Here is a 24,338-nt window from a genome sequence, read left to right as displayed (position 1 = left end):
CACCCGTGAAAACAGATATATACATTTTTTGCTATTGACAAATATGGTAGAAATGTGATAAAATAATTAATGAATTTATAGTTCGTGGAGAGGGGAGTGAACGCTGTGAAGAAATATGCTGTGTATCGGTCGGCAACGGGAATGTACTGCAATGAGTACCATGATACACTGGATTCGCTTAAAGGCACACTCTTTGAGACTGTTGTGAAAGAAGAACAGCTTCCTGTGGTGCTTGACGGCTGCGGCGGTTACCATACCTTCAAAGAAGACGACTATAATTTTGTCAAGATAATAGAATCAAATAAAAAGAACCCTCTCCCTCTGGAGAAAATGTTTTTCAAGAACGATGATAATTTCAAGCTGGGGTGGATATCGCCTCAGGGGGATACATATTCCTGCGATTACACCAATCATAACAGGTGCGCGATAATGCTTGCAGAGAAGTTCATACCCGGCGCGAAATTTCCCGAAAGAGCACTGGGAAGAGCAGGGTGGATAAAGGTCATAGATTCCTGGGACGGCACTCAGCGTCAGCACGGGCAGTTTGTGTATTCTCTGACAGGTAAGATAACCAAAAAGCAGGCAGACAAACTTTTCGATGTAGGGCTGTATTTCAATGAAGAAGTGCAGCGGCTGATAAAGGACTGTGAAAATGATTGGTAAATACCATAAATATCCAAAGCGCTCACTGTGGAACGGTGAGTGCTTTTGTTTCGCGGGTCCTGACGATCATACTATATATTTATATATATTAATAAACTTATACATTGTGAAAGTTGCACAAATATCAATTAATAATTTCTGCATTCAAAAAATCTGAACTATTTTGTACAGTTTAAATAAATTGTTAACTCTAAAACTGGCTGATTGTCGCAAATTTTGGGCTGTTTCACAAGACCAAACTTAACTAACTGAACTGTTTTGAATAAAACGTAGAAAAACTTTCTTTCTTTGTGAAAAAATCTATTGACAATTATGAAAAAAAGTTTTATACTATTATTGTAATTAATAATGGACTGAGCAAAGAGCACAGCTTTCGTTTAATTGATTAGCTTGCCTCCGTCATTTCGGACGGTTTGGCATCAGGAGGATGATATAATGGCGGATACAAGATTTATCAGAACGGTCGAATTCGGCGGCTATGACAGAAACGATGTCATAAAAAGATTTGAATTTCTGAACACTCAGCTTTTTGACCTTAAAAATGAGCTTAGGGAGACCAAAATGCTCATTGAGGAATACAAGAAGGGATCGTCCGAGGAAAAAGCGCATGAAGCGGTGCTTACCCAGGAAAAAGTCAAGCTGACGAGTCTTCAGGTGCAGAATGAGACTGCATCCACAAAGCTGAAGGCGGCAGAAGAGGATAAAGCCAAGCTTGCCGAGGAGCTGACAGCTCTGAAAGCAACTCATGCAGATACATTGAAAGAGCTGGAAGATATCAAAGCCAAGCTTAATGCATATGAATCTGATAACGAAGCCAATGCGCTCAGCCAGGTGTTCATAGCAGCACAGGCTTCCGCAACGGCTGTTGTTGCCAATGCAAATAAAGAGGCTGAGGAAAAGAAGGCACAGACAGAGGAGCTCATCAAGGAAATGATCGATGATGCTAACCATACTGCTGCCGAGATAGTATATGAGGCTGAAAAGAGAGCGGCCGAGACCGATGCGGAATCCAAGAATTCTGCCGAGAAGATGAAGGTGGCTTCCAATAACCTGAGAGCTGCTATGCTCCAGGACGTAGAAGCACTGGGCAAACATCTTACCGAGCTGAATGATGCTTTCGCACTTATCAAGGATAAGAGTGCGGAAGCTGAGAAGCTGCTGAAAACGACCGAGAATAAACTCACCGAGGGCGGAGTTCCCGAATTCAAGCTGCCCGAGACTTTCGAGGCTGAGCTGCCCGATGCTCCCGAGCCCAGAAAAGTTCCCGAGCAGTCCAAAAAGTCCAATGCAAGACTTGATGAACTGGCAAAGATGGCTGCGGCTATCGGCGGTGAAAAGAACAAGGACGATGACGGTGAGACCAAAGGCGAGGAGAAGGCTGACGATAAGTCCGGAGATGCTCCTGCCGAGAAACCTGCCGGTGATAAAAAATCAGGCGGCGTAGATCTGGCAGATCTTATGAAGAAAGCTAATTCGCTGAAAAAATAAGATCCTGTTAACTGGAATATATTGGTAAGGAGTGCATAATCTTATGAGTGAATTAATTATAGTAAAGCCCGAAAAATGTGTGGGCTGTAATGCCTGTGTGAGGGCTTGTCCCGCACCCGAGGCTAACATAACCAGGATGATCGAAGGCGGTAAATTCATAACATCGATAAATCCTGACCGCTGCATAGGCTGCGGCGCGTGCGTAGTAAGCTGTAATCACGGCGCGAGAGATTATATTGACGATACCGATGAGTGCATGAACAGAATGAAGCGCGATAAGATGATAGTTCTCGTTTCATCGTCGATCAAGTCTGTATTCCCCACAAAGTGGAAGGGCATACTCGACTGGTTCCGCAAGCAGGGATGTATCATATACGATGAGGCATTCGGCGCAGATATCTGCACATGGGCTCATCTGAGAGCGATAGAGCAGAAGAAGGTCGGAAATATCATCACTCAGCCATGTTCTGCTATTGTAAAGTATGTTGAAACTTACCAGCCTAAGCTGCTGGCTAACCTTTCACCTATACACAGCCCTGTTTCCTGCAGCGCTATATATATCAGGAAGTATCTGAACAGAAACAATCCCATAGCATTGCTGTCGCCCTGTGTTGCGAAGAAGTATGAATTCGAGGAGACAGGTCTTGTGGACTTCAATGTTACTTTCAGAAAGCTGAATGAATATTTCGAGAAGAACGGAATATCCATACCTGTTTCAAGTGCTGAGGATTATGAGTATAAATTCGATGACCAGCAGGGTCAGGTGGGTGCTATATATCCCCGTCCGGGCGGACTGAGAGACAATCTCTGGCTCCATAATCCCGATATCAACGTAACTACATCGGAAGGTGTCAATAAGGTTTATCCCGAACTGGATATGTATGCCGAGATGCCTGATTTCAAGCACCCTGAGGTGTTTGATGTAATGTCATGCGAATTCGGATGTAATGTTGGCCCTGGTACAGATACCAGCCAGACTATGTTCGATGTCATGCTGACCATGAAAGAGGTCGAGAAAGAAGCCAAGGGCCGCCGTAAGGGAGGCTTTATGGGCAGAGGCGAAGACAGGATGTTCAAAAAGTTCGATGATGAACTCAAACTCAGCGACTTCCTGAGAAACTACAAGCCTGTTACTCCTACTCCTGTTCCTACCGAGAGACAGCTTGATCCTATCTATGAAAGCATGGGTCAGCATACCGAGGATGAGAAGCACTACGACTGTCGTGCCTGCGGCTACAGATCCTGCCGTGAAATGGCTATCGCTATTTACAGAGGTCTTAATACACCTGATAACTGCGTTATCCACGCTAAATCCGTTATGGTGGCAAGACACAGCGAACTGGCTGAACAGCATGAGAAGCTGGCTGAGATCACCTACGAATGTCTTGAACTTTCGGATAAGCTGAAAGAAGGCGTTGACAGCATACTCAAAAATATGGATACTATCGGCGAATCCACTACCAAGACGAGTGAGAGAGCGGCTGTAGTAAAGGATCTGCTCACAAATGTCGTTGCATTCTGCCATGACAACTCTACTATGGACGCAGACAGTGTAAGTCAGCTGATAAACATACTTGAAACCACTATCGAAGCTTTCAGCGCTCTTGATGACAACGTTAACGTGACTAACGAGAGCTCGAGCCTGATCGATTCTTCTATCGGCGAGATCAACAAACTCGTTGAAGAGATAAACGATACTTTGCACAAAGCGAGCGAGAAGAAATAATCAAATTCGTGATTTGATACTGACGGAAAGGTTGGGTGTCCTATGGCTTCAAAGGTTGCGATAGTTGCGATAATAGTTGAAAAAGGCGCTTCCGTTGAGGGAGTGAACGCTCTTCTTCATGAGTACAGCGAATACGTTGTGGGAAGAATGGGTGTGCCTTACAGGGAGAGAGGCATCAACATAATCAGTGTTGCTGTCGATGCTCCCGAGGAGACAATTGAAGATCTTGCAGAACAGGTCAATGCTCTGGAAGGCGTTTCCTCAAATACAGTTTACTCTGTAGAATGATACCGATTATGGGCGGCCGGGACCTGCAAAACTGCGGGACTTGCCGCCCTTTTTGCCGAATTCATTGTCAATCGGTGTATAGAAATCGTTCGATTTGTGTATCTTCGGTAAATTTCTACTTAAGGATATCATTTTTACTTGACAATTTTATCAAAAAGTGGTATACTGAAATAAATGTATCAGAGTAATTTTTGGATGTAAAATTACCTTTTCGGACCGTCTTTAATAAGTGATCGATACATCAATGCCGAAGATAGCGGCGCCGTATTTAAAACGTGAGTTTATACAGTTCTTACGGGCTTTAAAGGGATAATGCCCGTGCTGTGAAAAACTATAAGCGAAAATTGCGGTAATTTACCTGAAATATCAAAGCCGGTCTATAAAATTTTTAATGTCAGGAGAGAAGAAAAATGCAATGTGAAAGATGTAATGCCGAACTGCCTCCGAACGCCATAGAGTGTCCTGAATGCGGAGCTCCTGCACCTCAGAATATCGAGGGTTTTGACAATACCATTGAGATACAGCATATACTCAAAACTATAATGGAAAAGCACGGCAGTATCCTTATCAATGATCCTACTCAGTTCGTATCTACCCTGAATGATTACCTTAACGGTTTTGAAAAGGAACGCAGACTTCTGGTAAATGCCATGAGAGCGGGCGTCCTGAAAAATATGGTAAAAGAAGAAAAGACCAACAGGGAATACGCTCTGCTGAGTGCGAAGAGCTATATGATAAACGAACTGTTCGTTTCCGAAAATGCAGCTGAATTCGTTCTTGCCTGCTTCACTTATACCCTCGGCTGGCCTTATCAGTCCTCAATGACCAAGAAAGAGGAAGAAAAGAAGGAAGAAGCCGAAAAAGAGGAAAAGGTCGATGAAGGACCCAAGCTGAAGATCGATACCAAGATCTTCAAGACATCTGACGCAGGCAGACACAGACTTGCAAGAAATATCGTGATACCTGAGGGATTCACCAAGATAGACAGCTTCTGTTTCGACAGATTCACTTTTATGAGATCTATCAGCCTTCCCTCCACGATGATGGCGATAGGCGATTACGCTTTCTCCGAATGCAAGAACCTGAAAGGTATCGAACTCCCTGCAGGACTGAAAGTCATCGAACAGGGCGCGTTCAGCCAGTGCGGAAAGCTTGCGATGATAAAGATACCAAAGGGTATCCTTGAAATACCCGATAATACATTTGAGTTCTGCTCAAATCTGACCGTCGTTGATGTGCCGAATACCGTAAGCAGTATCGGCGTTGAGGCGTTCTCGGGCTGCGAAAAGCTTGAAAAACTGTTCCTCCCCGACAGCGTAAAATTTATTGACAAGAATGCTTTCTCTTATTGTCCGTCGCTTACGATCCGCTGCTATGTCAATTCTTATGTTCATAAGTATTGTCTGACTTATAATATCGATTATGAGACCGTGGCAGTCGGCGTGGGACTGAAGCAGAAGCCAATATAAGGATGAAATCGGAGGAAATATCAGATGGTTGAATTGAAGATCGGCCAGGAGGTCGAGATGGAATTCGGAGGAAGAGCGAAAGTCCTCAAGGTCATCGGCAGCGGTGGTCAGGGTATCGTTTACCTCGTAGAATTCAACTCCCAGAAATGGGCGCTTAAATGGTATGATGTTGATAAGATCAAGCGTCCCAAGGAGTTCAGACAGAATATCAAGAACAATATCCAGGACGGTGCTCCCAGCAATAAGTTCCTGTGGCCAAAGTATCTGACCAAGGAAAACGACCAGGGAACCTTCGGCTATATCATGGAGCTGAAGCCCGAAAGCTTCGATTCCTTCGTGGATATACTCAATACCTACAAGCTGGTCATCGATCCGCTGACAGGCAGAGCTACCAAGCAGCCTGTAAGATTCACCAGCCTTTACGCCATGGTGACAGCTGTTATCAATATCGCTAATGCTTTCAGACAGCTCCACCGCGTGGGCAAGAGCTATCAGGACCTTAACGACGGCGGTTTCTTCATCAATGTGAATACAGGCGCCGTTCTCGTCTGCGACTGCGATAATATCGCACCTGACGGAAGCAACTTCGGTATCGGCGGTAAGCCCGGATATATGGCTCCCGAAGTCGTAAGGGGTATCGCTAAGCCTGATGTACAGACCGATAAGTATTCGCTGGCAGTCGTTCTCTTCAAGCTGCTGTTCAGGGGCGACCCTATGGAAGGCGAAAAGGTTGTCAAGGACGTATGCCTGACCGAGTCTTCCGAACTCAGACACTACGGACAGGACGCTGTGTTCGTATACGATCCCGATAACGCTACAAACAGACCTGTAAGAGGTATACACGATAACGTTATAAAGTTCTGGAGGATATATCCCAAGTACATAAGAGAAGCTTTCATACTCTCTTTCACACAGGGCATCTCCGATCCCAATAAGCGTATAATCGAGAATGAATGGCAGAAGCTGTTTATCCGCCTGAGAAGTGAGATCATCATGTGCGTATGCGGCAGAACGAACTTTACTTCGATGTTCGCAAAGATAGATGAAAAGACCTTCCGCTGCCCCAAATGCGGTACTGAGTTCACTACTCTCGGTTTTGATAACAGGGATAACAGAATGCCGCTTTATGTGGGATGCAGATTCTACAAGTGTGAGATTGATCCTGACTGTGATGATTTCCTGACCGTTGCGGGCGAACTTGTTGAGAACAAGCTGAAGCCCGGCGTGCTCGGTATCAAGAACTGCACAGAGGATACTTGGCAGGCAAAACTCCCCGACGGAAAATATTATCCTATACAGCCGGGTAAGGGCTTCCCGATCTGGAAAGATCTTGAAGTTGACTTCGGCAAGGTCAAGGCTAGTATGTAAATTTTAAGGAAAGGGCGTAATAGATCTATGAATAATATGAATTCTGATGTAAAAGAAAATACCACAGTCGATGATCTGCTGGATTTCGATGACGATGATCCCCTGGGTGCGACTGCGGTATCCAAAAAGAGCCTCGTAATATTCTTCCTGATCGATACTTCGGGAAGCATGAAGGGCAAGAAGATGGGTCAGCTCAATACCGTTATGGAAGAGCTCATTCCCGAGATAAGAAAAGTTGGTGAGGCTGATACCGATGTTAAGGTAGCTGTACTGACCTTCGATACAGATGTAAGGTGGATGTACTCCGCTCCTATCTCCATCGAGGAGTTTGAGTGGGCAAGACTGGGCGCACAGGGCGTTACCAGCATGGGCGCTGCATTTACAGAGCTGGCTGCAAGAATGTCCAGAAACAGCTTCCTGAATTCGCCTTCACTGTCATTCGCACCTGTAATGTTCCTGATGACCGACGGTTATCCTTCCGATGACTATAAGGCAGGTCTGAGGGCACTTTCGACAAACAGCTGGTATAAGTTCGGTCTGAAGGCTGCACTGGGTATCGGTGATGAGGCTAACGATGAGATGCTCGCTGAATTCACAGGTTCCAAGGATACCGTTGTTCATGCATATACAGGCGGACAGCTGGCTTCGATGATAAAGATCATCGCAGTAACAGCTTCCCAGATAGGAAGTAAGTCTATGACACTCTCCGACGAGACCAACGAGGAGCTTAACGAAGAGGATGTATACGCTGCTAAGCAGAGAATGCTCGGCCAGCAGATCCAGGAGCTGGTAGGCGATCAGACGGATGGCGGCGATGTTCCTTACGATACGGGCTGGTAAAGCACAGGTTGTCGGAAGGAGTGGAGTTTAGAAATGTCATTTAGTGGCTTTAGCCAATCAGTTATGGGTGCCAGCCATGTGGCAAAGGGTATAGTTTGCCAGGACAGCTCGGCACACAAGATAACTGACCGTTACGCTATTGCTGTGGTGGCGGACGGTCACGGAAGCAAGAAACACTTTCGCAGCAATATAGGCTCTAGGTGCGCCGTTGAGGCGACCATCGAGACTATCGACAGGTTCTATGAGGATGCTGATGCATTTGAAGCCAACCTGCCGAAAAATCATAAAATGATAATAAGAAATATCGAGAGACAGATCATTGCAGCGTGGAATACCAAGGTACTTAAACATCTTGAAGAAAACCCCGTTACAGCTGTTGAGAAAAAGCCTTTTACTCCTGATGAGTTTGAGAATATAAACCCTGAGCAGTACTACGGTACTACTCTGATAGCTGCAGTCGCAGGCAGAGGTTTCACCTTTGGTGTACAGATAGGTGACGGCAGCTTCGTGGCTATATTTGAAGACGGCGAGGCTATCATGCCCATGGAGTATGAGGAAGCTAATCCCGCGAATATCACATCGTCGATGTGCAATGCAAATGCGGCTTCAATGTTTGAAAGCTTCTACATCGATGATAAACGCCTTATAGCGCTGTTCTCATCTACCGACGGACTTTATACCTCCTTCGGAAGTGAGTATGATTTCAGGGATTATCATGTAATACTCGCATCACAGGTCAATTCACCTGCGATCGAGGCATCGGTCGTTAAAAACATAACCAAGAGATCGCATTTCGGAACTGAGGACGATATATCCCTCGCTTGTGTTTATGATGCAGAATTTGCAGCAGAAAAAGAAGATCTGCTCAAAGAGATGATCGACCGAAACAAGAAGCTCGCAGCTGAAAGAAAAGCAAAGCTTCACACCGCAAACTTCTAGGGTGGAAGTTGGACGGAATCAAATCTATAATGGATAGGGGAATTATTTAAGATGGAAAAGAAAAAAGAAAACCAAACATGGCTCATCATCATCGCAGGTATACTCGTATATGTTGCATGCGCTCTGATACAGTCAAAGCTTGCGCGTCCTGCAAGCGTAGGTGGTTCAGCTCCTAAACAAGGTAACAATCCTATGGCGGGTGTTATCTCTCAGATACAGGTAGTTGTGACCGTTATGCTGGTACTGTTTGCTCAGAAAAAGGGTTATATCACCGCTATGATACTCAATGGTGTAAATACATTCTTTACGCTGATATTCCAGATGATAATGGTACACAGCGCAAAGGCGATCCCCGGTCTGATCGTTACTCTGATCTCTATGGGTATCGCAACTGTTATCTATTTCTACACCAGCAAGACCGAGAAGATGAATGAAGAACTTGAAAAGAGCTACCATGAAGCTATCGAGAAGAACCGTATCATCGAACAGCAGGGCGAAGCGATGAAATATCTGGCTTATAACGATAAGCTGACAGGTATGCCCAACAGAGAAAGCTTCATGACCAATCTTGAAAAGCAGATCAAAGAGAGCGGCGACTGCGTAATGATCTATATCGATCTCGATGATTTCAGACGTATAAACGATAGCTTCGGCCACGTAATAGGTGATGAACTGCTGAAGCAGTATGCCGATAAGATCCAGAATTACTGTGGTGATAAGGCTTACGCAGCTAAGATAGGCGGCGACGAGTTCGGTATAATCCTCGGCAGCGGTATGACAAATGAGGCTATATTCAAGTACGCAGCAGGCATAAGCGGTATTTTCAGTGAGCCTATAAATATAGGCGGCAATATCTACACAGTAGCAGCAAGCTACGGCGCAGCAAGCTTCCCCGAGAACGCAATGACCGCAGATGACCTGTTCAGAAATGCGGAAACTGCAATGTTCAATGCTAAGGAAAGCGGTAAGAACCAGCTTTGCTTCTTCACACAGCAGGGCTGATCTATAAGCAAGTTCACAGGAAAGGCAGTTGATAAGGATTATGGAAATCAAGGAGCTTTACGATCTGGCAAAACAGTATGCAGAGATTATCACAAATAATAAACCTGAATATGTTTCCGAAAATGAATCAGCAATATGCGTAATAGTAGACAGCAATGACCAGCCTTATACCGGTATAACAAGTGTTACAGTCAGGGGCGGCATGGTAGAGATACTTCCCGCAGAAACAGTTGCTGTAAAGAGGTTCATCGATTACTGTGACGGAACATCTGCAAAGGGCATCATCACTATGCAGTTCAAGGATTCCAAGGTAGTTGAGACAGGCAAGGTAAGTCTGGCAATGCTAGGTCAGACCAACGCAGCAAACGGTGACTGCGCTGTTGTTACCTCTGAAGAGGAAAGCAAAGCACTCAGGGACATAGTACCCGTTGCAGAAGCAGCACCCGTAGCCGAAGCAGCTCTTGCAGATGCAGATATACCTGCAGCAGCAGAGACTCCTGCAGCTGAACCCAGCATGGAGGATCTGATGAACGGCTTTGATGTTGACGTTGCTCCCGAAGCTGGTACCGCAGCTGCATCTACCGAGAGCGTTGGCGCTCCCGCAGAGTTTGCAGACGGATTCAGCGTTGATTCCAACAATCCCTTCTTTGAAGAAGCTGCAGCAGCACCTGATTCAGAAGTCAAGACTATCGACAGCGGCGTTAAGTCCATGTTCGATCAGCCCGATGACGCTACAAGACAGGGTGCGGCAGGATTCAATATACCTCAGGGCGGCTACCCTCAGCAGGGTGGTTATCCCCAGCAGGGTATGGGCTTCCCTCAGGGCGGCTATCCTCAGCAGGGCAGACAGAGCGGCTATCCCCAGCAGGGTATGAGTTATCCTCAGCAGGGAATGCAGCAGGGCTATCCTCAGCAGGGTATGGGTTACCCACAGCAGGGAATGCAGGGAGGTTATCTCCAGCAGGGTATGGGCTATCCTCAGCAGGGAATGCAGCAGGGTTACCCCCAGCAGGGCAGACAGGCAGGATATCCTCAGCAGGGTATGGGTTATCCCCAGCAGGGAATGCAGGGAACCTATCCTCAGCAGGGTATGCAGCAGCCGATGCAGGGCGGTGTATATCCCCAGGCAGGTGCATTTACCCAGGCTCAGACCGTTGGCGGCATGACATCTATGGCAATGCCCGGCGTTGGTCAGACATCTGTACAGGTCAATGAGGTACCTTCATCGACTGTAAACAGTGTGACCATCGGCCAGAACGCAAGATCAAAAAGCATAGATGATCTCATCAAAGCCGCAGAAGCAGTGACCAAGAATTCTGTTTCTGTTGACGATGACGATGATGATGAGGCTGAAATGAGCAGAGAAGATATGCTCAAGGCAGCTAAGCAGAAAAAGAAGAATGCAAAGATGAATGCAAACTTCAAGAAGAAGATGAGAGATTCAGGCTTCTGATACAAAAAAATATTACCGCCGCACACGATGAGGTGCGGCGGTTTTTTATGTCCGATCTTATCGGGATATTACAACTGTAAGCATATATAAAAAAGCCATGCAGATCTCTCTGCATGGCTTAAACTTTACTTGAATTGTACGCCCCAGTCGGAACTGATCTTACTGTAAAGATTCAGCTTAACGCGGCTCTTCTGCCAGCGTAAGAACCAGGATACACCTGCAAATACTATAACTGTACCCACTGCTGCAATGATGATACCTGCAATGCCCTTGATAACGAGCAGACCAAGTGCAAACAGAGCAAGTGCAAGAACTACTACTATCGGCAGACCGGAAGTAATAAAGCTTCTGTCAGTTACCTTGATGTAATTCTGTATCTCCTTGAGATCAAAAGCTTCATAATGTCTTGCAATAAAGTTGTCGGGTCTGGCCCAGTTGCAGAAATCCTTAACACTGTTGAACTTTGCAGCATAGTCTCTGAAAGAATAGCCCTTGCCAACGTCGGTCACACGGTATTCGACCAGATAACCGTCTTTCTTGCGGTCCTTAACATCAAGAACGTGTATGATACTACCAGGCTCAGCCTGAGCTTTCATTGGCTTAGTTACCAGAAACTTTCTGTCAACAGCTTCATCCAGATTGTTGAGCATATATGTCATAACTATCTTCCTTCCCTGATCATATACTTACTATAATTCACATGGTCTGAGCCACGAAAAAAAACTATATAATTATCCATAAATATATTATAGCACATAATTTTCAAAATTGCAAGTAATTTTGAAAATTTTTCACAATAATTAATAAACAAAGACAATATCGAAATGACCTGTGCATCATACAGCATCAAGTGCGGGATATGCCCGAAACAGCTGTGCTTATGCGACATTTCTCTATGGATAGATCACTTATTTTTTTCGTTTCGAGATGATCACAGCGCCGCCCATCAGAGCGATCATTGCCATGCCACCTGCCAGACCGGTAGTAGGATTTTGATTTGAATTGTTGGGATTTATGGTGGAGCCCGCCTTATTTGAAGAATTACTGCTTTCGGAGGAAGCACTTTCGCTTCCCGAAGAAGTTTGCGAACTGTCAGAAGAAGACTCCTTGCTGGATTCCTCGGCAGAATTATTATCATCTTCAGGCTGTTCATGATACTCGCCTACAACAAGATCATCTGGAGTATGAGTCAGCGTGCCGTCATCGGGCATTGGACCAAGCTTCCAGTCCATGACCTCGGCTATGAACGGTCCAAGCTCCTCTGCCGCAACCCTTGTATTTGTAGCCGCCATCGGGTGATAATCAACGCCGTAACCCTCTGAATCCCTGTCTATCGGATTCAGCTCCAGCGTGTATACTTCTTCGTCGCCTGTCTCGGTCTTATAGGAATCAACAGCGTTCCCGATATTGCCGTAGAGATCTGCTCCCATCATGCCCAGTGTGCAGATGATCTTAGCATCGGGATTATTCTCCCTGACCATATTCAGGAAATCTATGTAGCTTTCCTCGAATTTATCGGTCTCTTCGATATGACTGCCGAAATACGACCAGTCATTCGTACCCAGATTTATCACTATACAATCGGGCTGATACTGTGAAAAATCCCAGTCAAAGGACTGTATCAGTGTATATCCCGAAGATGATATGCTGTTCCAGGTATTAAGGCTGGACTTTGTGTAATACTTCTCCATAGTGTGGTCTCTGTTGCCGCCGTAGTTGCACCAGATACCGCATCCGCTCATTGAGAAGAAATTTGCATCAGCATCAAACATCTCAGCGATCTGATAAGCGTAGGTCTTAGAAGCGTCCTCGCTTACGGTGGAGAATGTGTTGTTCTTGCCTGTCTCGGGATCCTTCAGCGGAAGGTCGATGCCGTAGCCGCAGGTTATGGAATCGCCGATGAACTCCAGCTTTCTTTCCTTAGTCTCAGTAGGCTTTATAGAAGCGCCTTTGTCGGTCTCTATGCTGTCGATACCAAGCTCCGACTGCATCGATTCCGAAAGCTTTAAAAGCTTTACGGTGTTCTCGCCATCAGCCAGCGGAACAGTCACACTGCCTTTCTTAGAGGAAATAAGCCCTCTCTGATAAAGCTGACCGTTGAGGTATATACCGATACGTGTCGGATCACCCGATACGCTCAGATCGAAAGTGACCTGTGAACCTGTCACGGTAAATTCAACGCCCGAAACGGAGTTTGCAAGCCACAGTGAATCATCGTTATAAACTGTTCTTCCAAGTATCCTGACATTTGAGGGTACTGCTTCAAAGAATAATGTCTCACTTCCCTCAGCAGATACAGGAATCATACTCGCCGCCAAAGCCGCGGAGCACAGCCCTGCAAAAATGCTTTTTTTCATTTTCATATTCTTTTTTTCCTTTCCTTAAACGCACCATAATATCGGTGCGATCACCATATCTCCTTCCTGAAAGTACCCCTTTAAAAGGGGATACTTCTCTATTTCATATTATACCATATTCAGCAGATATTTCAAGTGCTTTTCAACGTTTTTGGTTAATATCACATTATTCTTGTGCATATCACACAAAATTTTCGGGATGCTTTTATCAGGTAAATAGATTTTTATCAAATGTCCAGAATTTGCTTACTTGTTAATATCTTTAAACTTCTGCCACCTTTTTCCAATACAGGATAAGTCTGTAAAGTTAGTTTAGAATATTAACGATCCGCACTTTCATCAGTATAGCTGCATACTTTCATACACAAAAAATGATCCTCTGCACAGGTGTACAGAGGACCATATTCAATAAATTATTATTTCAGTCTTTCTGATATCTTCAGACCCAGCGTCTTAGTTTCATCTGCGAGGATATCAGCTATCAGCTCACAGCCCTTTACGCTAAGATGTGTGTTGTCGATCGTTGTCCTTGTTTCATCGAGGTAGCAGTGCAATTCAGCAGTAGCTTCGGGACCTTTCTCTTCGTAAAGCTTGTTATAGAGCTCTGCGGTCTTGGTGGTCATGTCGATAACAGGGATATTGTATTTCTTGCCAAGTGCCAAAACAGCATCGGAATACTGTTTGTGTTCCTCGATCATAGCCGAGCCGTCCTTGGCGCGTCTGGCAACAGGTGTTACGAGCACAGCAGTTGCACCCTTATCCTGTGCGACCTTGACGTACTTGTTCAGCAGCATCCACTCATAGGAATACTGACCGTTGGGATTTTTACCTTCGCCGTCCAGTGTGGAGAATTCAAGATAAGGATAAGCAGCGTGCTGAGGCTCTGCTGTTCTTTCATCATTGTGACCGAACTGAATGAACAGGTAATCGCCCTTGCCGATGGAATCGCAAAGTATCTTGTACTCGGGATCATTCATGAAGCTGCGTGAGCTTCTGCCTGCCCTTGCAAGGTTTGTGACATGAACGCCCTCAAACTGCTCTGAAAGCTTCATACCCCAGCCGCAGCTGCCCTTTTTCTCGGTCGTATCGGGCTTATAATTGCATACTGTGGAATCGCCGACTACAAATACATTTCCCGAGAATACAAAGTCATCGCTTTCATAACTGCCGTAATTTACTGATGCTTCGGGCTGTACAGTAACACTGAATGACCTTGCATTGATATTGCTTGTATCCCAATTGCCGTTCACCTTTGCACAGATGACCATTCTGTAGGTCTGACCTGCTGCGAGCTTGGGTGAAGTGAAACTGGTGGTTCCTGCGGGGATATCCTGCTTGACTACTTTCCATTTGCCGGAAAGATATACAGCTATGCCGTACTGCTGAGCACCCTTGACTTCAGACCATTTGAGCTTGAACTGATGGGTCTTTTCGTTGTGTTCAACAGATGATAAAACAGGATATTTTCCTTCGGTGCTCTGAGAAGATACAACTATGGCGTTGGAGAAGTCGGTTATCCATTTGCCGTTACACTTTGGTATAACAGCGACCCAATAATCTCTGCCTTCGGTAAGTCCGTTAAGTATAAAGGAAGTATCCTGGCAATCGTACAGCAGCTGCCACTTGCCGTTAACATAGCCTGCGATACCGTACCTTTCGGCATCTTCAACTTCAGCCCAGCTGAGCTTTACAGCGTTTATGCCCTTGGTATATGTCAGAGAAGGAGCTTTGTATTTGAGCTTGCTGAGGGCGATGTGCTCTCTGGAGAGCTCTTTGCCGCAGTCGATGCAGTAAACTACTTCGTCATAACCGCCATCGCTTATATAAGTGGGCTTTACATAATTCTCTATGACCTTATTGCCGGGAGTGTGACCTTTTGCTTCGAGCACAGTGTCGGCTTTGGTGATCTCGTTTTCACCATTTGCATCGGTGAAATATTTGTCGTTTGCCTTATCGTACCAGTAGCCGATATTTCCGCCCTCGGTGCAGGTAGCTGCTACGGCTTCAACGTAAGACAATCCAAGCTTAGGTATAATTACTATCTTGGAACAGGTGTGGTGACTGCCTTCAAAATCGATCTTTGCAGAGTAGGTTATCGAACCTGCCTTTGTATAGGTGGGTTCTTCAACGCTCTTCTTGATAACGGTGGCATTTATCACTGTGACCTCGCCGCATTTCTCGCAAATGAACTCAGCCTTGGCAGTGAGATCTTCATTCCATATCCACTGTGCCAGTCCATAGCTGTGGCCCGCAGCCTTGATAACGGTATCAGCCTTTGTTATCTCGTTTTTGCCCTTATCATCGGTAAAATACCTGTCGTTAGCCGCATCGTGCCAGTAGCTGATATTTCCGTCCTCGGTGCAGGTAACAGCTTTTTCTTCAACGTGAGTAAGTTCCAGCTTAGGTACAGATACTGACCTGGAACAGGTGCTGTGAACGCCCTCAAACACAACTTTTGCGGTATAGGTGATCATTCCGCCGTTTGTATAGGTAGGTTCGGTGGTGATCTTCGCTGTCACATCAGCATCAATGACTACTACATCACCGCATTCTTCACATTTGAATTCAGCTGTTGCAGTGAGATCATCATTCCATGTCCACTTCGGTGAGCTATAGCTGTGACCCTTAGGTGCTATGACCCAGGAATCTTTATCTATCTCGGTGTAAACACCGTTTTCAAGCTTATAGAACCTGTTGTCGGAACCTGTGTAATATTCGGTATTGCCTGCTTCTGTGCAGGTGGCTCCCTTGGCTTCGGTCTTTGTGTAGGTCAAAGCGGGCTGAACTTCAGCATTGCTCCAGACGAGTATATGGTCATTATTTCCGAGGCACTGGTGCATGATGGACCTATACGATCTTTCGCTGATAAAATCCCATTTGAAATTGTCAGCTGTGAGATGGTCGGCGTTAAAATGATCATATTTCAGGGTTTTACAATAGTAATCATCATTGTTTTTGAAAAACACATCGTAGGTGCCATGATCATTATTGTTAGCCGCCTTGATGCTATCAGCGTTTTCGGCAAGCCATGCTACTGCATCTTCGGGAGATACATCCGACATTTGTTCAACAGCCTCTTTTATTGAAGTGACTGTAACAAATCCGCCTGTGATCTTCTTTTTCGCCTTTGTTTCATATAAAGCTTCAAATCTGTAGGGATCGCTCAGCGTGCCGCTGCCGCTTACGCACCTTATTCCGAGAGGAGTCAGCGAACCGTCTTCATTGGGAATGCCAATGGTGAAGCAGTCTGCGCTGTCAGGTGCTTTAAACATGAACTTGTATCCGAAACGGAGGTCATAACTGTCATAAGTCAGTTTTGTGCTCTTAGCGGATATAAAGTTTCCTATTCTTAATGTAGTTTTGCCGTCAAAGAAATGATCATCGGAGTTTATTGTCACATAAGAACCGATAGGTATAGCTGTATTGGGCGAAATGAGGATAAATACTTCCTCATCGTCGGTTTCTTCGGCAGTCGTCTCCTCATCGGCAGTTTCTCTGGCTGCAGTTTCCTCTGCTGTTGTTTCATCGTCAGCGGTTTCTTCGTCTGAAGTTTCTTCATCATTGCCCTCGCTGCCGATATTTTTGGTATCGTTTACATCTTCGGACGCGGTATTCTCCTCATCTGCTGTAACAGTTCCGGTTTCATCGTCACTGCTGATAATGTCCTCTGAATTTCCATTTTCCTTATCCTCAGCGGAAGGACCTGTAAATGAGTTCTCATCGTGTGGTCCGATACCCTCTGCAATGGCAGCACCTGCTGCAACTGCACTGCCGAAGTTTACAGGTGCTGTGCCCGATGCCAGCATCAGAGCGAGCATTCCCGCAAGGATCCTTTTTGATTTCATATTCTTGTAATCCATATTCTTTTCCAACTGTCCTTTCATGTCATAAGACCATACTTTTGTGCCGTAAATAAACAACCCGACCTGAACAGATCAATTATAATGAGCGCAGGGACAGATGCCGATAAAGCCGTTTTTTCATAGCAAAACGTGTATGAACAGCTTTATGATTTGTTAAGTTGCTGCGTTCGTCATGCAAGCCAAAAATCGTTGCTCAGGCTAATGTATAATGCTGTGGTCTTGCCACAAATTGCGCTATTTCCGATGATAATAGCGAATTGAGTATATTATATCACAAAAACATATTTTCGTCAATGGTTGAATTGAAAATGATATGCAGAATATCACATAATTTTACAATGGCTTCATATTGCATTTACCTGAACATAATAGCTTTTGCCGAGCAGATGCGCGGTTTTTCTTTTGTGCGCCCTTTAAAATATATAAAAAAATGCGCCCGCAAAAAATTTGTGAGCGCATATTAATATTTTTTTAAATTTTTGAAGATCAGCCCTTGTGAGCGTCCTCGAATTTCTTGGTGCGGACAGCAAGTTTTTTCTTGGCGTAGTCTTCCTTGATAACAGCCTGACCGCGTTCGATAGCAAGTGCATCAGCCGGGACATCGCCTGTGATAGTTGAGCCTGCCGCAGTGTACGCACCTTTGCCGATGCATACGGGTGCGACCAGATTTGTATTGCAGCCGATGAAGGCATTGTCCTCTATAACAGTGCGGAACTTCTTCTCGCCGTCGTAATTAGCGGTAGCCACGCCGCAGCCGAAGTTTACATTGCTGCCGACATCCGAATCGCCTACATAGGTAAGATGGGATACGGAAGTGCCCTCGCCGATGGTGGAATTCTTTATCTCAACGAAATCGCCTATCTTAACGCCCTTGCATACGTGAGAATCGGGTCTCAGCTGAACGAAAGGACCTATCTTCGCATTGTCGTCAACAACAGCATTATAAGCCTGAACATTATTCAGCGACACGCCGTTGCCGATAACGGTGTTTTCAAGTATGCAGTTCCTGCCGATAACGCAGTCCTCGCCGATGACAGTGTTTCCTCTCAGCTCGGTACCTGCTTCGATGCGTGTGCCCCTGCCGATGGTAACATTTCTGCCAACGGATACACCGTCCAGGCAGGTGAACTCGATACCTTCATCCAGCCATCTGTTGATTATCTCCATTCTGGCGATATCGTTCAGTTTCAGCAGACCGTGTCTGTCATTGGCACCAAGAGCCACATTCGGGTTAAGGGATATGAAAGCGTCAGCCGCCTTGCCCTTGTTTATCATAAGCTCAACGCAGTCGGTGAGATAGTACTCGCCCTGCGAATTATTGGGCTTTATCTCGAAAAGAACTTCCAGAAGGTCGGAGGTCTTGAACCAGTAACAGCCGGAGTTTATCTCCTTTACGGAAAGCTGGTCTGCGTTGCAGTCCTTGTGCTCAACTATACCCGAGATACCGTGCTTTGTGCGGATAACTCTGCCGTAGCCCGTAGCGTCCTCAACAACGGAAGTTACCACGGTAACACCGCAGTTCTTCTGCATATGGAGTTTCAGCGCACCCTCGATGGTAGCGGCATCGATAAAGGGAGCGTCGCCGCAAAGCACCAGAGTATTTCCGTCAGCATTGGTCCTGAGGAATTTCTCAGCCATCATCACAGCGTGACCTGTGCCAAGTCTTTCAGCCTGTAATACAGTGCTTACCTTAGCCTTTGAAGTTCTCTTTTCAACATAAGCATCTATCTGTTCACCTGCAAAGCCCTTGACGATGCATATCTCGTCAAGACCTGCGTTCTCACAGGCACTCATTACCCATTCAAGCATAGGTTCGCCCACAACATTGCAAAGTGCCTTGGGTGAATTTATCTTCATACGCTTGCCCTGACCGCCTGCCAGTATTATAACATTATTAGACATTGTTCTTCCCCCTAATAATTATAATCCCGCCGCACCTCTGTGCTGACGGCACATCACCTGCTTATTATAATACTTTTGAGCATTTAAGTCAAGGTGTAAAATTATCGAATTTTGTCGCGTAATACAGCCTGTTTCCGTTATATAGTGTCATTTAGGTGTAGTACACCCGAGTGGGTGTGTACTGCAGAGATAGTACAGTAGTACACCTGATGATACACTTGTTATCCGAAAATGCGCAGGCAATTGTGTGTAATTGCTATTCGTGTTGCAATTATAAATCGCTCTGTTGTGCTATATGCTGAAAATCCATAACTCCTATTGACAAATCGGGGCGTGAGTGGTAAACTCTAAGTGTACTACGACAGATAATACACCTAGTACACACAGGACAAATGAAACGAAACAACAAGACAGCCCATAAAGAAAATATAAAAAAACGGGCAGAGAGAAAGGAAGACCGATATGAGAGAACTTATGATTTTTGCAGTGAGCGTACTTGTAGTATGTATACTTCTTGCGGGACAGGAATTCAGAAAGGTACGTGAGTGGGACATCAACGAGGACGAAGAAAGCGGCATCTGAGAGAAAAGGAGACAACAAAATGAGAAAGATAATAGTATTTACCGCCGCTGCGGCGATCACAGTGGGACTGATAGTTCGCAGAGAGAAAAAGAAAGCAGTGATCGGTAAAGGATAGACAGCGCAGGACGAAAGAACGGAGAAAACAAATGAGAAAGATGACAGCATTTGCAGCCGCGGGAGTTATGGCATTCACGCTGGCTTCCTGTGGAGGATACAAGTTGGATTATACAGATTTATCATCAGAAAAATATACAGCTGATGAACTTCCGCAAACTTCGTATCTTATGGAAAAAGAACTCAATTCACAGGGCAGGATTCCCGATAAGATAAAGTACTTCGGTGATGATGTATGCAATGAGGATATGATCGAAAAACTCAAAGAGGAAGGCGTGCTTGAAGAAGACAGCAAAGCCGTGGAATGTATCGGATATGAGGTGGATTATCATTATTCTAAAAATATCATCACTATGCTGAAAAGCAATTTTGACAGCGGTGAATTCGATACCAAGAAGCATGAAGGTGCGCAGTACTGGTTCGCGAGAGAAAAAGACGGCGAATGGGAGTGTGTAAGTTCGGAAGAACCCATACTCTGACAGTACACCTGCTTTAACGCATAAGGAGAAAACAATATGAAAAAAATAGCAGCGATAGCGGCGGTCGTAACAGCTATGACATTGGCAGCTATTACATTGACAGTCAGCGACAAAAAAACAATTACTATTGATGTTCTCGGAACTTCAGAAACTTTCAGCGATGAAGAGATCGAAAGAGCTGTGGCTTATTTAATAAACGATGTATATAAGCCGAAAGAAACAGATATCCACGTTGCAGCAATTTACAATGGTGGCATTAATTACAATGACAGCTCTAAATATGTGCAGATAAACAAGTACAAAGAGGGAGAAGATCCCAAGGATCTCAGTGGAGATTATATGTCACTTACTATTTGCGCGTTTCGTGATAAAACGCCTTCCAATGTGATAAAAGCAATAGGAAGAAATCTGTTCGATATGAATGGTTTCAATTCTTATTTTATGGCGTCTGTTGAGCGACACGACTGTGTGGTGGAAAGGGACAAAAACGGCGAATGGAACTTCCTGGGAGATAGCGATACTAAATTCGACTTTGATTACGCGGACGTTATGGATGCATCAAGATCGGATATATATTCCACAGAAGAAAGAGAGGAAGCACTGGAGGCTATGACCGATTCCGATGTCTGGAATGACTTTGACGGGATACCGCTGTATGCGGGATATGCGGGAGATGAAAGCGCTTCAAAGGAAGAACTTGAAAAGCTCAACAAACGCAACGGTACAGCTTATGATGAATGCATGGTAATTTCCGCTGATATCTATTCTTATGAAAAACAGGCTGTTCTGAGGGACACAAAGTGGCAGCTTGCCAAGGAAAACGGCGTTTGGAGAGTTGTGGAATACAGCGCGTCAAAGGGAGAAAACAAATAAAACTGTCATCAGAGAAAGATATATATGATAAATAACGAGAGACAACAAAAACATTTTCGAGAGGAGGAAAGCTCTTGATAAATATAGACCTTACAGGCAGAGTGCCCATATACGAGCAGATATGCAATGGCTTTGCAGAGCTTATAGGCAGCGGCGTATTGCAGGAGAATGACAAGCTGCCCGGGGCAAGGAGCCTTGCAAAGGAACTGGGACTTAATCCCAATACCGTGGCAAAGGCTTACAGCAGGCTTGAACATGATGGTATAATATATTCCGTGGCGGGAAAGGGATGCTTTGTCGCCAAGCAGAAAGGACATATAGAGAGAAAGCTGTTTGAAGATTTTGATGCGGCAGCATCTGCGGCGATAAGGGCGGGAGTCACCGTCACAGAGCTGAAAGACAGACTGGACGCTTTGCAGAAGGAGGATAACAAATGATAGATATCAAAGACGTCACGATGGTGTTTGAGAAGAGCAAGGACGATACGGAAAGTTTTGTAGCTCTCGATCATATATCCATCGAGATACCAGAGGGCTGTATATACGGCTTTCTCGGATCAAACGGCGCTGGCAAATCCACACTTATGAGAATGATGTGCGGGGTATACCCATGCAGCAGCGGCAGTATAAAGATAGACGGCATCGAGGTATACGATTCACCCGAAGCCAAGGGCAAGATATTCTTTGTAAACGATGAAACGATACAGTATGCAAACTTCACCCTGAAAGACCTTAAAAACTACTACGCAAGCTACTATCCCGAATTTTCAGGGGAAGTTTTCGACAGGCTGATAAGCAAGCTGGATCTGCCTTTGAACAAGAGAATGTCACAGTTTTCAAAGGGTATGAAAAGACAGGCTGTGGTGGTTGCGGCACTCAGCTGCAAGACCAAGTACATAATGCTGGACGAAGCTTTTGACGGTCTTGACCCTGCAATGAGAAAGATAATCAAGACCATGATAGTCGATGAACTTATGGACAGGGGAGCTACGATGATAGTATCTTCCCATAACGTAGCCGAGATAAACGAGCTTTGCGACAGAGCGATGCTGATACATCAGGGTCATCTGATATTTGCCGATGAGATAGACGAGATCAAGAGCGGCTTCTGCAAGATACAGCTTGCGCTTAAAGATACTCAGATGACCAAGGAAATGGCAGAACAGTCGGGTCTGGAGGTAATGCAGTTCTCACGGCTGGGAAGCGTTGCACAGATGATAGTCAGGGGCAGCGCAGAAAATTCACTGCCCAGACTGAGGGTACTTTCCCCTGTGCTGCTTGAAGCAGTGCCCCTTACCCTTGAGGAGATATTCATTTACGAACTGGAGGTGCGCGGTTATGGCGCAGAAATACTTAGAGAAGATAAATAAGGCATCTACCGCCGAGTACCGCAACAGGCGCAAGATAAGGCTGATGATACTGATAATCACTGTGGCGGCGGCTTTGTTTGAGGTCACCGATTTCTCTGTGAGATCATACAAAGAGTACAACAGCAGCAATAACTTGATATTTCCGCATTATGAAGGCTTTTTCGGACTTTTCCTGATGTTCGTTGCAGCGTCCTTCGGTGCATTTGCGGTCTATGGAGTTTTCAGCGACCTCACCAACAAGCAGACTGCGGACGTTCAGCTCTCACTTCCCATGAGTGCTAAGGACAGATACTATTCCAAACTTCTGGCAGTAGCAAAGCTGCATATACTGCCTTTGCTTGGTGCGGGTATATTCGTTACCATAGCAGGTGCGATAAAGGGCCACGTGATAATGGGTCAATGTATATCGTATCTGTTACAGCTGCACTGTGTGATACTGGCTGAGGCACTGTTCGTTGATGCGATATGCATATTCTGCATGAGCTGCTGCGGCGCTAAGGCAGAGGGTGTATACACCTCGATCATAACAGGACTTTGTGCGAGCATGACCCCGTTTTTGGTATTCAATTTCACGATAGAAAGATTTTCGGGCGTAAATCTGGGCGGCGATGAAAGCGGAAAATATTTTGCATCCTTCGGCGCACTGGTAGGAATGTGCATATCTGATACGGGGGTATTTGATACAACGGCTGAGCGTATAACCGTTCTGATTATCAATATTTTACTCAGCTGTCTGCTGATATTTGTCACATTCTTTATTTACCGCAAGCGTGACGGAAGACATGTCGGCAAGCCTATGGTATATGACCTGTTCATGGAGCTTTTCATGTTCACGGGTCTGTTCACACTGTTTACCATGTTCTCGTATATCAGCTCATGGGGCATAGGTCTTACAATTGCCCTGATAATTTACCTTGTTATAAGGATAGTTGCGGCAAGGGCAAAGATCACTCCGAAACTCTTTGCTGTATGGCTGTTGAAGTTCGGTGCGAGCTTCGCAGTATTCGTTGCGATAATGGCGGCGGGCTATTTCACAGGCGGCTTTGGTCATTATAAGCTCCGCAATGATAAGATAAAGTACGATACATCAAGGATGCAGATACACACTACGCTGGATGACGGATATTCTGTAGAAAACCGCTTGTTTGAGAAAAGCTATTATATCGATGAAAACACTGATCCTGACGGCAGATCTGCAGGAAATATAAGCAGAGCTGAAGCTGATGAAAAGCTTCATCAGATAAACGCCTTTTTGGATAAATATTATACTCTCGAAAACAGAAATTTTGATGATTTCATGGATATGATGTTCAGGCAAAACATATTCTACTACGATGATGATGATGATTCAACAAGTGAAGGTTCAGTAAATGTCTATATTTCTGTTTCAGATGTGAATGATCTGAAGTATTCCTATTCAGACGTCAGGTCGAATAATTTTGAGGTATCATTCGATATCCCTGCAGAAAAGTATGAAGACTTCCTGAAAGAAGCACAGGAGATCCTGCCCGAAACAGATGATGGCTACGATCGTTATTATTACTAAGGACTTCCTGTCGATAA

The 24,338-nt window shown here is 45.2% G+C and carries 19 protein-coding genes; 15 read left to right on the top strand and 4 right to left on the bottom strand.

All coding sequences use genetic code 11. The annotated features are described in order from the left end of the window. The first annotated feature begins 105 nt into the window (after positions 1-105). The 10 genes from N773_RS0109125 to N773_RS0109075 all read left to right on the top strand — a co-directional run bounded on the left by N773_RS0109125 (position 106) and on the right by N773_RS0109075 (position 11,236). Entirely contained in the window at positions 106-663 is a 558-nt protein-coding gene (locus N773_RS0109125) for a hypothetical protein (protein ID WP_024857512.1), read from the top strand. A gap of 435 nt (positions 664-1,098) precedes the next feature. After that, on the top strand, positions 1,099-2,151 hold the full coding sequence (locus N773_RS0109115; protein ID WP_024857510.1) for a plectin: 1,053 nt from the start codon (positions 1,099-1,101) through the stop codon (positions 2,149-2,151). 43 nt (positions 2,152-2,194) lie between these two features. Next, positions 2,195-3,877: a [Fe-Fe] hydrogenase large subunit C-terminal domain-containing protein gene (locus tag N773_RS0109110; protein ID WP_024857509.1), complete on the top strand. Its 1,683-nt coding sequence runs from the start codon at positions 2,195-2,197 to the stop codon at positions 3,875-3,877. Between the two features lie 42 nt (positions 3,878-3,919). Further along, positions 3,920-4,165, top strand: coding sequence for a TM1266 family iron-only hydrogenase system putative regulator (locus N773_RS0109105; protein ID WP_024857508.1), 246 nt, complete (start codon positions 3,920-3,922; stop codon positions 4,163-4,165). A 410-nt stretch (positions 4,166-4,575) separates the two neighbouring features. Then, positions 4,576-5,634, top strand: coding sequence for a leucine-rich repeat domain-containing protein (locus N773_RS0109100; RefSeq protein WP_024857507.1), 1,059 nt, complete (start codon positions 4,576-4,578; stop codon positions 5,632-5,634). A 24-nt stretch (positions 5,635-5,658) separates the two neighbouring features. Continuing rightward, entirely contained in the window at positions 5,659-7,002 is a 1,344-nt protein-coding gene (locus N773_RS0109095; protein WP_024857506.1) for a serine/threonine protein kinase, read from the top strand. A gap of 27 nt (positions 7,003-7,029) precedes the next feature. Next, positions 7,030-7,842, top strand: a complete 813-nt coding sequence (locus N773_RS0109090; RefSeq protein ID WP_024857505.1) for a vWA domain-containing protein — start codon at positions 7,030-7,032, stop codon at positions 7,840-7,842. Positions 7,843-7,875: 33 nt separating this feature from the next. Further along, the gene (locus tag N773_RS0109085) at positions 7,876-8,781 is read left to right on the top strand and encodes a PP2C family serine/threonine-protein phosphatase (protein WP_024857504.1); all 906 of its coding nucleotides are present in this window, start codon (positions 7,876-7,878) and stop codon (positions 8,779-8,781) included. A 51-nt stretch (positions 8,782-8,832) separates the two neighbouring features. Beyond that, positions 8,833-9,783 (top strand): GGDEF domain-containing protein, encoded by a 951-nt coding sequence (locus N773_RS0109080; RefSeq protein ID WP_024857503.1) that lies wholly within the window; start codon positions 8,833-8,835, stop codon positions 9,781-9,783. Positions 9,784-9,823: 40 nt separating this feature from the next. After that, positions 9,824-11,236, top strand: a complete 1,413-nt coding sequence (locus N773_RS0109075) for a hypothetical protein (protein WP_024857502.1) — start codon at positions 9,824-9,826, stop codon at positions 11,234-11,236. Between the two features lie 125 nt (positions 11,237-11,361). Here N773_RS0109075 and N773_RS0109070 read toward each other — a convergent pair whose 3' ends face one another. The 4 genes from N773_RS0109070 to glmU all read right to left on the bottom strand — a co-directional run bounded on the left by N773_RS0109070 (position 11,362) and on the right by glmU (position 19,358). Then, on the bottom strand, positions 11,362-11,895 hold the full coding sequence (locus N773_RS0109070; RefSeq protein ID WP_024857501.1) for a hypothetical protein: 534 nt from the start codon (positions 11,893-11,895) through the stop codon (positions 11,362-11,364). A gap of 249 nt (positions 11,896-12,144) precedes the next feature. After that, the gene (locus tag N773_RS0109065; protein WP_024857500.1) at positions 12,145-13,599 is read right to left on the bottom strand and encodes a GDSL-type esterase/lipase family protein; all 1,455 of its coding nucleotides are present in this window, start codon (positions 13,597-13,599) and stop codon (positions 12,145-12,147) included. A 410-nt stretch (positions 13,600-14,009) separates the two neighbouring features. Next, the gene (locus tag N773_RS21220) at positions 14,010-17,453 is read right to left on the bottom strand and encodes a GDSL-type esterase/lipase family protein (protein WP_024857499.1); all 3,444 of its coding nucleotides are present in this window, start codon (positions 17,451-17,453) and stop codon (positions 14,010-14,012) included. Positions 17,454-17,942: 489 nt separating this feature from the next. After that, the gene (glmU, locus tag N773_RS0109055; RefSeq protein WP_024857498.1) at positions 17,943-19,358 is read right to left on the bottom strand and encodes a bifunctional UDP-N-acetylglucosamine diphosphorylase/glucosamine-1-phosphate N-acetyltransferase GlmU; all 1,416 of its coding nucleotides are present in this window, start codon (positions 19,356-19,358) and stop codon (positions 17,943-17,945) included. A gap of 728 nt (positions 19,359-20,086) precedes the next feature. On the opposite strand from glmU, the gene N773_RS0109040 reads away from it, so the two are divergent. The 5 genes from N773_RS0109040 to N773_RS0109020 all read left to right on the top strand — a co-directional run bounded on the left by N773_RS0109040 (position 20,087) and on the right by N773_RS0109020 (position 24,321). After that, positions 20,087-20,533 (top strand): hypothetical protein, encoded by a 447-nt coding sequence (locus tag N773_RS0109040; protein WP_024857497.1) that lies wholly within the window; start codon positions 20,087-20,089, stop codon positions 20,531-20,533. 36 nt (positions 20,534-20,569) lie between these two features. Beyond that, complete coding sequence (locus tag N773_RS0109035) at positions 20,570-21,406, top strand: hypothetical protein (protein WP_024857496.1); 837 nt, start codon at positions 20,570-20,572, stop codon at positions 21,404-21,406. A 74-nt stretch (positions 21,407-21,480) separates the two neighbouring features. Then, positions 21,481-21,843 (top strand): GntR family transcriptional regulator, encoded by a 363-nt coding sequence (locus tag N773_RS0109030; protein WP_024857495.1) that lies wholly within the window; start codon positions 21,481-21,483, stop codon positions 21,841-21,843. Further along, the gene (locus tag N773_RS0109025; RefSeq protein ID WP_024857494.1) at positions 21,840-22,775 is read left to right on the top strand and encodes an ABC transporter ATP-binding protein; all 936 of its coding nucleotides are present in this window, start codon (positions 21,840-21,842) and stop codon (positions 22,773-22,775) included. The genes N773_RS0109030 and N773_RS0109025 overlap by 4 nt, the downstream gene beginning before the upstream one ends. After that, a complete protein-coding gene (locus N773_RS0109020; protein ID WP_024857493.1) occupies positions 22,744-24,321 on the top strand; it encodes an ABC transporter permease in 1,578 nt (525 codons plus the stop codon). Before N773_RS0109025 ends, N773_RS0109020 begins: the two co-directional genes overlap by 32 nt. Positions 24,322-24,338 lie beyond the last annotated feature (17 nt).

Origin of the sequence: Ruminococcus albus AD2013, assembly GCF_000526775.1 — a bacterium.
GTDB classification, from domain to species: Bacteria; Bacillota; Clostridia; order Oscillospirales; family Ruminococcaceae; genus Hominimerdicola; species Hominimerdicola alba_A.
This window is presented reverse-complemented; position numbering and strand designations above follow the sequence as displayed.

Coding starts and splice junctions, on each gene's coding strand:
- N773_RS0109115 (WP_024857510.1), top strand. CDS start 1,099: ATGGCGGATACAAGATTTATCAGAACGGTCGAATTCGGCGGCTATGAC.
- N773_RS0109110 (WP_024857509.1), top strand. CDS start 2,195: ATGAGTGAATTAATTATAGTAAAGCCCGAAAAATGTGTGGGCTGTAAT.
- N773_RS0109105 (WP_024857508.1), top strand. CDS start 3,920: ATGGCTTCAAAGGTTGCGATAGTTGCGATAATAGTTGAAAAAGGCGCT.
- N773_RS0109100 (WP_024857507.1), top strand. CDS start 4,576: ATGCAATGTGAAAGATGTAATGCCGAACTGCCTCCGAACGCCATAGAG.
- N773_RS0109095 (WP_024857506.1), top strand. CDS start 5,659: ATGGTTGAATTGAAGATCGGCCAGGAGGTCGAGATGGAATTCGGAGGA.
- N773_RS0109090 (WP_024857505.1), top strand. CDS start 7,030: ATGAATAATATGAATTCTGATGTAAAAGAAAATACCACAGTCGATGAT.
- N773_RS0109085 (WP_024857504.1), top strand. CDS start 7,876: ATGTCATTTAGTGGCTTTAGCCAATCAGTTATGGGTGCCAGCCATGTG.
- N773_RS0109080 (WP_024857503.1), top strand. CDS start 8,833: ATGGAAAAGAAAAAAGAAAACCAAACATGGCTCATCATCATCGCAGGT.
- N773_RS0109075 (WP_024857502.1), top strand. CDS start 9,824: ATGGAAATCAAGGAGCTTTACGATCTGGCAAAACAGTATGCAGAGATT.
- N773_RS0109070 (WP_024857501.1), bottom strand. CDS start 11,895: ATGACATATATGCTCAACAATCTGGATGAAGCTGTTGACAGAAAGTTT.
- N773_RS0109065 (WP_024857500.1), bottom strand. CDS start 13,599: ATGAAAATGAAAAAAAGCATTTTTGCAGGGCTGTGCTCCGCGGCTTTG.
- N773_RS21220 (WP_024857499.1), bottom strand. CDS start 17,453: ATGGATTACAAGAATATGAAATCAAAAAGGATCCTTGCGGGAATGCTC.
- glmU (WP_024857498.1), bottom strand. CDS start 19,358: ATGTCTAATAATGTTATAATACTGGCAGGCGGTCAGGGCAAGCGTATG.
- N773_RS0109040 (WP_024857497.1), top strand. CDS start 20,087: ATGAGAAAGATGACAGCATTTGCAGCCGCGGGAGTTATGGCATTCACG.
- N773_RS0109035 (WP_024857496.1), top strand. CDS start 20,570: ATGAAAAAAATAGCAGCGATAGCGGCGGTCGTAACAGCTATGACATTG.
- N773_RS0109025 (WP_024857494.1), top strand. CDS start 21,840: ATGATAGATATCAAAGACGTCACGATGGTGTTTGAGAAGAGCAAGGAC.
- N773_RS0109020 (WP_024857493.1), top strand. CDS start 22,744: ATGGCGCAGAAATACTTAGAGAAGATAAATAAGGCATCTACCGCCGAG.